At 35.2% G+C, this 9,982-nt stretch carries 9 protein-coding genes; 5 read left to right on the forward strand and 4 right to left on the reverse strand.

Annotation, left to right across the window (positions count from 1 at the left end):
- Nucleotides 1-230 precede the first annotated feature (230 nt).
- Nucleotides 231-974, forward strand: a complete 744-nt coding sequence (locus V7014_RS18340) for an RsfA family transcriptional regulator (RefSeq protein ID WP_438824936.1) — start codon at nt 231-233, stop codon at nt 972-974.
- A 153-nt stretch (nt 975-1,127) separates the two neighbouring features.
- Here the strand turns inward: V7014_RS18340 and V7014_RS18345 are convergent, their stop codons facing one another.
- From V7014_RS18345 to pta, 3 genes are all read right to left on the reverse strand, one after another.
- Nucleotides 1,128-4,031 (reverse strand): EAL domain-containing protein, encoded by a 2,904-nt coding sequence (locus V7014_RS18345; RefSeq protein ID WP_335509018.1) that lies wholly within the window; start codon nt 4,029-4,031, stop codon nt 1,128-1,130.
- Nucleotides 4,032-4,261: 230 nt separating this feature from the next.
- On the reverse strand, nt 4,262-5,098 hold the full coding sequence (locus V7014_RS18350; protein WP_335509020.1) for a lipoate--protein ligase family protein: 837 nt from the start codon (nt 5,096-5,098) through the stop codon (nt 4,262-4,264).
- Between the two features lie 44 nt (nt 5,099-5,142).
- Entirely contained in the window at nt 5,143-6,114 is a 972-nt protein-coding gene (pta, locus tag V7014_RS18355) for a phosphate acetyltransferase (RefSeq protein ID WP_335509022.1), read from the reverse strand.
- A gap of 220 nt (nt 6,115-6,334) precedes the next feature.
- On the opposite strand from pta, the gene hemQ reads away from it, so the two are divergent.
- The 3 genes from hemQ (at nt 6,335) to gerQ (ending at nt 8,410) form a co-directional block, all read left to right on the forward strand.
- Entirely contained in the window at nt 6,335-7,078 is a 744-nt protein-coding gene (gene hemQ / locus V7014_RS18360) for a hydrogen peroxide-dependent heme synthase (RefSeq protein WP_335509024.1), read from the forward strand.
- A 240-nt stretch (nt 7,079-7,318) separates the two neighbouring features.
- Nucleotides 7,319-7,750 carry a cell wall hydrolase gene (locus tag V7014_RS18365; protein WP_335509035.1) on the forward strand — a complete coding sequence of 144 codons (432 nt, stop codon included), beginning with the start codon at nt 7,319-7,321 and terminating at the stop codon, nt 7,748-7,750.
- Between the two features lie 96 nt (nt 7,751-7,846).
- The gene (gerQ, locus tag V7014_RS18370) at nt 7,847-8,410 is read left to right on the forward strand and encodes a spore coat protein GerQ (RefSeq protein ID WP_438824935.1); all 564 of its coding nucleotides are present in this window, start codon (nt 7,847-7,849) and stop codon (nt 8,408-8,410) included.
- A 79-nt stretch (nt 8,411-8,489) separates the two neighbouring features.
- Here the strand turns inward: gerQ and V7014_RS18375 are convergent, their stop codons facing one another.
- A complete protein-coding gene (locus V7014_RS18375) occupies nt 8,490-8,861 on the reverse strand; it encodes a DUF423 domain-containing protein (protein WP_335509026.1) in 372 nt (123 codons plus the stop codon).
- Between the two features lie 384 nt (nt 8,862-9,245).
- Between V7014_RS18375 and V7014_RS18380 the strand changes: the two genes are divergently transcribed.
- Nucleotides 9,246-9,896: a Bax inhibitor-1/YccA family protein gene (locus tag V7014_RS18380; RefSeq protein WP_335509028.1), complete on the forward strand. Its 651-nt coding sequence runs from the start codon at nt 9,246-9,248 to the stop codon at nt 9,894-9,896.
- Nucleotides 9,897-9,982 lie beyond the last annotated feature (86 nt).

The following is a 9,982-nucleotide window of genomic DNA, read 5'->3' on the forward strand; positions in this document are numbered from 1 at the left end:
GAGGGGCTGGCCGTTGAAGCTAGACAATCGAATCGACTACCGTCTCTTCGTGTTTCCTTTATCTCAGTCGGAGGGCTCCAGTCCATACGGAGCTAACCATGCGCTTACGCTTTTCTAATAATCTACTAGCTTTTTAAGTTATGTGTATAAAAAAATGTGAAGTTGTACAGAATAGTTATTACACAATTCCCTATTTTTAGGAAAAACAAAGTTATGTAGAAAGGAAGTTAATAATGAAAGTAAGACAAGATGCTTGGACAGAAGAAGATGATCTGCTTTTAGCGGAAACAGTCCTTCGCCATGTACGTGAAGGTAGCACGCAATTAAATGCCTTTGAAGAAGTTGGTGATAAATTAAATCGCACTTCTGCTGCTTGTGGTTTTAGATGGAACGCTGTTGTACGTCATAACTATGAAAAAGCACTTCAATTAGCTAAGAAACAACGAAAACAGCGTAATCGCCTACTTGGAAAAGAACAAGGAGGTAAGAAAAAATTACTATATACACCGCCAACTCCTTCTATTGTAGAAGTCGGATTAATGCCAGAACCACTCGAATTACAAACAAATGACTATCATGAAGAAATAGCAGACCCAATTGTATTACCAAACTATGAAGTGGTCCAATCGACTAACACTAGAAAGATCGAATCTCTTGATGATGTTATTGTATTTTTGCAATCTATGAATACACAAAGCTTGCACAGTGAGGTATTAAGAGTAGAAAACGAAAGATTGAAAGCAGAGATTCGTGATGCTAAGAACGACATGTTCCGAATGAAACAACAAAACGAAGAATTACAAAATAAAATTGATAACCTTGCAGAGAATTCGGAAACCATTCAAGAAGATTATGAAACAATCATGAAAATTATGAATCGTGCTCGCAAGCTTGTGCTACTAGAAGAAGAACCTCCACATGCAACTAAGTTCAAAATGGACCGCAATGGAAATTTAGAAAAAGTAGCAGAATAAGGATGTCTTATAGCCTTCACTACCTGTATTTTCTAATTTACTATCAGCAACTAATCATTTACTTACGATTTCCAATAATGGGCTGTCTCATGAGACAGCCCATTATTAATTAAAGCTCAACTACCACTTGACCTTTAACACTGTATTCTTTTTCTAAACTTTCGTTTTAAAAGCTAGATTTTCAAAGTCTTGAATTGGCATTGGTTTTGCGAATACATATCCTTGAACTAAATCGCAATTGATTGATTTCAAGAATGCGACTTGCTTCATTCTTTCTACCCCTTCTGCAACCACTTTAATATCCAAATGATGTGCCATTCTTACTACATCTGCAATTAGTATTTCTTCTTTAGCAGTTGTTTCTTCTCGATCTAGGAATGACTTATCCAATTTAAGAACATCAACCGGTAATACTTTCAATAAGTTTAGGGAAGAGAAACCTGTTCCGAAATCATCCACCGATATTTTAAATCCTGCTTCCTTTAATTCCTTCATTATCTTGATAAGTAAATCAATATTTTCTGTAAAAGTAGATTCCGTTAATTCTAATTCAATTAAATGTGGAGGAATGTCATACTTCTTCACTAATTGAACTAATCTACTTATGAAATCCTTCTTGTTTAAATGTACTCGAGATATATTAACTGAAATAGGAACAAGATGATAATCTAACCTAATCCATTCTTTGATTTTTTGACATACTTTCTCAAAAACATAAAAGTCTAATGAAATAATAAAACCATTTTTCTCAAAAACCGGGATAAATTCCGCCGGTGATATCATCCCCGCCTTACTATGGTTCCACCTAACTAAAGCTTCAGCACCAGCAATGCCGTGCTTCGATAAACCGTATTTTGGCTGTAAATAAACTAAGAAATCCTCATTCACAAGTGCTTGTTCCATGCTTTCTTCAATTAACTTCTCTTTCAATATTCGTTTGTGCATGTCAGTTGTATAATAAGCAAACGTTTTGCCAATATCTTGTTTAAGACCTTTTCTTGCTTCATTTGCTTTATCTATTAGAGAAGTAATATTTGTTTCATTTGGCATAATCTCATAAACGCCACAACGCATCGTTAATTTAAAAGGATTGGATTGATTTTCACCATAAGTCTGTATACGCTTTAAAATAACTTGTATTCTCTTAAATAATTCAAGTGAATCTCGCTCTTTCATTAAGATAAGGAAATAATCAGCCGAACCTCTTCCAAATAAATCTTCCTCCGTTAATTCTTTAATGAAAGATTTTGTAATATGAATAAGGGCATCATTTCCTGCTTTAAATCCGTATGTATCATTAATATTTTTGAATTTCTCAACATCCAAATATAGCATAGAATAATCTTCAGGTTTATTTTTTTCAAATAAGACTGCTGCATCTAACCTGAATTTTTCAAGATTTCTTACCCCTGTTAAAGTATCTGTATAAGCGATTTTTTCGAGTTTTCTTTTTGTCCTTTTATGATTAATAATTACAAAAGTAACAATGACTAAGAATAGTAATGAAATAGCCCCGATTAAATAAAAGCTATATTGCTTCACTACTTTTTGCCAAGGCATTTTATGAGCTTTACCGACCGTATTAGTAAAGACTATTTCGTCAAGCTGTTTACCTGTAATGTTGGTTATTGATTTATTCAGGATAGGAAGTACCCTTGGATCAACTTGTTTTGAGACGCCTACTTTGAGCGATAACATCGCTTCCGATACGTCAATCATTCGGTAACTATCATTGTGTGAATCTCTAATAATATTGGCATACATATAAGAATTAATGATTGTTGCATCCACTTTTCCTTGATTTAATGCATCAATACAAGCTTTAAAGCTATTATAAAGAATGATTTCCGCATCATCATATTTTTCTTTAATGTAATTAATAGATGATTTATAACCTACTGGTAAAGCTATCTTATATCCATTATTAATATTGGAACCCGCCTTGCCCATCACTATAGCCGGAATATCTATGTATTTTTTGGTTTCTAGAAAAGCCTCACTATCTACATGGTCTGTGAACCCAGCTAGTAAATCTGCTTTTCCTTCCTTTATATATTGCACGCTTTCTTCATAATTTTTAGTTTTAATATATTCAAATTCTATTCCGCTTATCTCAGAGATTAATTTCATTACTTCTGCACTAATCCCCCGATATTTTTTCGTTTTTTTATCATAATATCCAATAGGTGCATAATCTGGATCATACACCACTCTCAACTTTGGATGGCTACTGATGTAATCATGCTCTTCTCTAGTAAATGCTAGATGCTCAGAGTTATATTTTAAGTATTTATTATTTAACTTATAATCAATGTATACGTCCTCTATTTTGATGTTGGACAATGCTTCATTTAATTCATTTAGCAGATCCGTTTTGCCCTTCGGTACAGCCATATAAGTAGGGTTTATAGAATACTTACCAATTACTTTCATATTATCAATATCACTTGAGAAACTTCCTACAAGAATCGCATCTACTTGACCTGTTCTAAGTCCCTCTTCAAGCGTATCTGTATCAGCATAATGTACATATTCTACGGAAAAATCTTGATTTATAGCATACTTTTTAAATTCGGAGATGAAATTACAACTTGAAATATGACCAATCTTTATACCATTAAAACTTTCAAAATCATTATAAAATAAATACTCATTCTCGCTACTCGTCATTAAAGTTCCATATTCATAACCAAAGTCATGTTCGGGAAAAGCAAATTGTTTCCCACGTTCATCTGTATATTCTAACGGGCCAAACAAATCCAATTCCCCTGTAGTTAATTTGTCTAGCCCTTCCTTTAAAGTAACGGGAATAAATTCATACTGCCACTTTGTGTACTTAGCTATTTCCATTAAATAATCATAAATATAGCCTTGCCTTAATTCTTTATTAATCGTAGTTACTCCATAGCCCTCAATATATCCAACCTTTACTGTTTTACCTTGGCTTGTAGCAAAAGTATATGAGGGCCAATAAATCGTACATATGAAAACGATGAGTACAATAAATATGTAAATTGCTTTTTTCCTACAAGCATTACTAACCGGCCGTTGTTCCATGAGAGGTCCTCGCTATGTTTTATAAGTAAAATATTTTCTATTTTTCCAATCTTCCTTTAATAGATTAACAAATATTATTATCTTATTTCAAAATAATTAATAAATTTTTGTTAAAAACTAACCTCTCACCTTTAACTTTTAACTTTTAACTTTTAACCAATTAAATAAAAAGTCGTTAACTTCATTATCGAAGCTAACGACTTTTCTGTTTTTAATAAAGTAATTTAATTTTACTTTATTAATTTCTCGTTTCTCTCTTGCATACGTACTAAATAGCCTTCATAGTATGAAGCCTCTTCTTCTGTAAGCTGTGAGGAATATATTGAATCGCTATGTTCCTGTAATGCCTTTAAGAATAATAACATTACATCTTGTACCGTCAAATGGACTTGTAATAGTTCACTTAATGACGCCATCACTTCTGGAACAATAGAAGGATATTCAAATTTTGTTTCTTTATCTTTTTTAGCAATTGAATAAAACTGCTTAATTAGTTCAGCGCGTTGTGATCCACTGCCATCGACGCAAAGATATATTTGAACCGCCACTCCATTGCGAATCCTTCTTTGTGAAATACCAGCGAATTTCTTCCCATCAATACTTAAATCATAACTACCTGGACAATAGGAGCCGACAATTTCCCTCGCTTCAATCTTCACGTTATAGTCTCGGAACATATAGCGAATTAGCTCAACCATTGCATCGTAGCCCCTATTGATGTCAATACGCTTATCCACTTCTGGAAAAACAAGCGAAAGATTTAAAACACCTGTATCTAAAACAACTGCTAAACCACCAGAATTACGTATAATTGCTCGATAACCACATTCATTTAAGTATTGAATTCCCTGCTCAAGAAAAGGCAATCGGCTATCTTGAATGCCGAGAACAATCGTATGGTGATGTACCCATGCTCTCGCTATAGCTGGTGATGAGCCCTGCCCCGCAGTGTGACAGAGCGTATCATCCGTAGCAAAAGATTGTAGCGCTGAAAAGTGGGGTCCCATGGATGTATGATCAATGATTCTCCATACCTTTTGATGAAGTATCGAACGTTCTTCAATCATCTCGCGTTTTCCCCCCTTTTGTTACGGTATTTCACATTTAAATCTTATAGTGATTGTCCAGCAGTAATTAGTGCAAGCTTGTACACATCTTCTGCATTACAACCGCGAGATAGATCGTTAACTGGACGATTTAAACCTTGTAAAATCGGTCCAACAGCTTCGAAATTACCTAAGCGCTGTGCAATTTTGTATCCGATATTTCCTGCTTCTAGACTTGGGAATACAAATACATTTGCATCACCTTTAATTACTGAACCTGGTGCTTTTTGTGCAGCTACTGAAGGAACAAATGCTGCATCGAATTGGAATTCTCCGTCAACAACTAACGTTGGATCTAGTTCTTTTGCAATTCTTACCGCTTCAGACACTTTGTCTGTTTCTGGTGATTTAGCAGAACCTTTTGTAGAGAAGCTTAACATCGCTACTTTAGGATCGATGTTGAACATGCTAGCTGTTTTAGCACTTTCAATTGCAATCTCAGCAAGATCTTGGCTATCAGGGGCAATGTTGATTGCACAGTCTGCCATAACAAGTTTTTCTTCACCGCGAACCATGATGAATACACCAGAAGTTTTACGAATACCTTCTTTAGTTTTAATAATTTGTAATGCAGGACGTACAGTATCAGCTGTTGAATGAGCTGCTCCGCTAACTAGTCCATCTGCTTTGTTAACATATACAAGCATCGTACCGAAATAGTTACCATCAAGTAAGATTTTTTGTGCGTCTTCTGCTGTTACTCTTCCTTTACGACGTTCTACGAATGCAGCTACTAACTCATCCATTGCCTCATAGCTTGTTGGATCATATATTTCAACAGAATCAAGTGAAGCACCTAATTCTTTTGCTTTGCTTTCAATGTTTGCAACATTTCCTACTAGAATAGGTGTTAAAATGTTTTCAGTTGCCAATCTGCTTGCAGCAGTTAAAATTCGCTCATCTGCGCCTTCTGGAAAAACAATTTTCACATTCTTACCTGTTACTTTGTTTTTCAATGATGTAAATAAATCACTCACAATAAAAATCCTCCTTATTTCATATATAGTAAGCATACCCTCTAATCATAAAAATTTCTATGAAAGTAATCGAAAAGTTCCTGTTTTGTTTATTCCGAAATATCAGTTTTATCGATGGAATTGACGTTCTACTTTCCATAAGCTTTGCTCACGTATTTTCTCATTAAGATATGGTATAGTAAATATGTAATATAGAAGGTAACTGTGGGAGTGATTATTAATGAGCGAAGCAGCACAAACTTTAGATGGATGGTATTGCTTGCATGATTTCCGCACGATAGATTGGACAACTTGGAAAATGCTTACAAGCGATGAGCGACAAGCAGCCATTTCTGAATTTTTAGGATTAGTAGAAAAGTGGAACAAGACCGAAGCAGAAAATGCAGGAAGCCATGCATTATACACTATTGTTGGACAAAAAGCCGACTTCATGATGATGATTGTCCGTCCTACTATGGAAGAATTAAATGAAATTGAAACAGAGTTTAATAAAACAAAATTAGCTGATTTCACTATTCCAGCTACTTCATATGTTTCAGTTGTTGAACTAAGCAACTACTTACACTCTAGTGAAGATCCATATCAAAACCCGCAAATTCGTGCACGTCTATATCCAATTCTTCCTAAAGCAAAACATGTTTGCTTTTACCCAATGGATAAGCGTCGCCAAGGTAATGATAACTGGTATATGCTTACGATGGAAGAGCGTCGTAAGTTAATGTATGCTCATGGAATGATTGGTCGTAAATATGCTGGCATTGTTAAGCAGATTATTTTAGGTTCAGTTGGTTTTGATGATTATGAATGGGGCGTTACACTGTTCTCTGACGATGTACTTCAATTTAAAAAGCTAATTTATGAAATGCGTTTTGATGAAGTAAGTGCTCGATATGGAGAATTCGGTCAATTCTTCGTTGGAAATATTCTTCCAGAAGAGAAAGTTACGGCATTTCTTCACGTTTAAAACTATTACTTACAAAACTGTCTCAAATTTGAGACAGTTTTTTCTTTTTTTCCACGTCTCTTTTTCTCCATAAAAATTTGTATAACGATTTTTCTCATGCATATTTTTCTCCCTTGTTCATACATTTGAAATAGTAAAGATTACTGCTGGTCACTGTAGTGCTATGCTATTTCATCGAATATGACTAACTCAATAATCTTTCATGGTACAACAAGTAGAATCGACATTGAGGTGAAGCAAATGGCAGTTATTCCTTATAACGAGGAAGAGGTTAAATTACTGGCACGGCTGTTACGCGCAGAAGCTGAGGGTGAAGGCGATCAAGGAATGCTTATGGTAGGAAATGTAGGGGTTAATCGTGTAAGAGCCACATGCCTAGATTTCGTAAACATTGATACCATTACAAAAATGGTCTATCAAAATCCTGGTGGTTTTGAAGCTACACAGAAAGGTTATTTCTACCAACGGGCCAGACAAAATGAAATCGACTTAGCAAGAAAAACCATCAATGGAAATCGGTATCATCCAGCAACATACTCTCTCTGGTTTTTTAAGCCAGTGGGCGATTGCCCACCTACTTGGTATGATCAACCGAACGCTGGTAGATATAAATCACACTGCTTTTTCGAACCAACTGGTGACGACTGCCCAAGCGTCTATGGAACTTTTTAAACAGAAGTACATTAACTTAGCTGTTTTAAGCTAGCTCATCATGACTTACTTACAATTGACCATTTCCTAAAGTATCCAAATTGGAGGTAAGGACAAATGAATCAATCTGGTTCTAATCCATATGTGAATTATGGATATCCGAATGCTCAATCGAATCAACCACAGTATTATAGTTCGATGCCAAGTGGTAGGCAACCGATGTATCAACAACCAATGCAGGGGCAACCAATGCAGGGGCAACCAGTGCAAGGTCAACCTCCGCAGGGGCAACCAACTCAGGGCTATGCAGGTGGACCACTCGAAGCATCCGGTGGATTCCTAATACCCACATCACAAACTGTACCGAAAACAAGTTTGCAAACACCTGGTATGCTTCCTTTAGAACAATCTTATGTAGAGAATATACTGCGATTAAACAAAGGTAAAATGGCAACTGTTTATATGACTTTCGAGAATAGTAAAGAATGGAATTCAAAGATTTTCAAAGGAATTATTGAAGCCGCTGGACGAGATCATATTATTCTAAGTGATCCGCAAACAGGAATACGTTATGTTCTGCTTATGGTTTATTTAGACTACATTACATTTGAGGAAGAAATCGAATATGAAAGCCCTTTTAGTGCCGCCGCTCCACAAATGGCTACCTACTCACCAAGATGAAGATAAACTGAAAAGGACTTGTTTAGTCCATACAACTAGTAAAACCCTCGCCACGTTAGCAAGGGTTTTACTCATTTTTCTACATATATTTATTAACAGCAAGCACCAATAATACCCATGCTGCTAGGAATGAAACACCACCGATTGGTGTAATCGCTCCTAATACTTTAACTTGTGTAACGCTTAGTACATATAAGCTACCTGAGAATAGAATTATCCCAATAAACATTAACCAACCTGACCAACTTATCATTGGCTTTAGTCCCAACTTACCTGCTAATAAACCTACAATAAGTAGACCAGTAGCATGAAACATTTGGTAAGTTACAGCTTTTTCCCAAGTAATTATATATTTTGCTGGAATTTTACCTTCTAGCATATGAGCACCAAATGCACCTAACGCAACTGCTAAAAAGCCAAAAATGGCACCTAATGAAATGAATAACTTCATGTTTTCTTCCTCCCCTTCTATACTTTAATAGCTTATTCTTGTTAGAAAAATATTATATATTTAGTCAAGTACCATTAAAACATATTGTTTTTGTAAAGAATAGTAAGAGCTACTCTGTACAAAAAAAATTCATAATTTATAATAAAATAAAGAAAAGCAGAAACATAGTCCGTTTTAATTCGTATATACTTTTAACTACCGATTTAGGAACTATGAAGAAACAGTAGTTGATGCATCTAACATCAGTCAGCCGTTTCAGCATTTCTTAGTTGACTTATCGTAGGGAAGAAGACCGTAAGTCTTCTAGAAGTGAAGCTGGACATAGAAGGGAAACACCGCTCTAATTGATAATCAATGCCCAAGAAAAATAAAGGAGTTTACATTATGCAAGAAACTGTTTATCACACTACTAGTACAAGATCAATGTTTCAAAAGGTTCTAGTAACATTTATTATTAGTCTCTTAATTGCAACTATTGGTCTGTATACTGGACAATTTGTTCCACCTAGCTTAATGCTTCCACTAGTAATTGCCGAATTAATTATGATTATTGCAGCATTTTGGTTCAGAAGAAGAAAAGCCGTCGGTTATACATTCGTGTACTTATTTAGCTTTATTTCAGGTATAACACTATTCCCAATTGTTGCTCATTACGCTTCTACTGCTGGAGCAGAAGCTGTATTAATGGCATTCGCTGCAACTTTTGGAATCTTTACTGTCTTCGGTATAATTGGGAGTGTAATAAAGAAAGATCTTTCCTTCTTAGGTTCATTCTTAATGGTTGTTCTTATAGGAATGGTCGTAGTAGGTATTTTAAGTATCTTTATGCCGCTATCTTCAACTAATATGTTAATCGTATCAGGTATTGGTTCAATCCTATTCTCACTTTACGTCCTGTATGATTTCAACCAAATGAAACATCACGGAATTTCAGAAGAAATGGTACCATTACTTGCTTTAAATCTATATTTAGATTTTGTTAACTTGTTTATTAACTTATTGCGTTTCATCGGTATACTAAGTAGCGATGATTAAGAAAAGCGGAAGTGCCCGTTTTGCTCCGTATGGACTGGAGCCCACCGACTGAGATAAAGGAAATACGAAGAGCTGATAAGCGATTC

The sequence above is a fragment of the Bacillus sp. JJ722 genome (assembly GCF_036963345.1).
Taxonomy (GTDB): Bacteria; Bacillota; Bacilli; order Bacillales; family DSM-1321; genus Bacillus_AD.

Excerpts from the sequence above, each read along its gene's own strand:
- V7014_RS18345 (WP_335509018.1), bottom strand. The coding sequence starts at position 4,031 with ATGGAACAACGGCCGGTTAGTAATGCTTGTAGGAAAAAAGCAATTTAC.
- V7014_RS18350 (WP_335509020.1), bottom strand. The coding sequence starts at position 5,098 with ATGATTGAAGAACGTTCGATACTTCATCAAAAGGTATGGAGAATCATT.
- hemQ (WP_335509024.1), top strand. The coding sequence starts at position 6,335 with ATGAGCGAAGCAGCACAAACTTTAGATGGATGGTATTGCTTGCATGAT.
- V7014_RS18365 (WP_335509035.1), top strand. The coding sequence starts at position 7,319 with ATGGCAGTTATTCCTTATAACGAGGAAGAGGTTAAATTACTGGCACGG.
- gerQ (WP_438824935.1), top strand. The coding sequence starts at position 7,847 with ATGAATCAATCTGGTTCTAATCCATATGTGAATTATGGATATCCGAAT.
- V7014_RS18375 (WP_335509026.1), bottom strand. The coding sequence starts at position 8,861 with ATGAAGTTATTCATTTCATTAGGTGCCATTTTTGGCTTTTTAGCAGTT.
- V7014_RS18380 (WP_335509028.1), top strand. The coding sequence starts at position 9,246 with ATGCAAGAAACTGTTTATCACACTACTAGTACAAGATCAATGTTTCAA.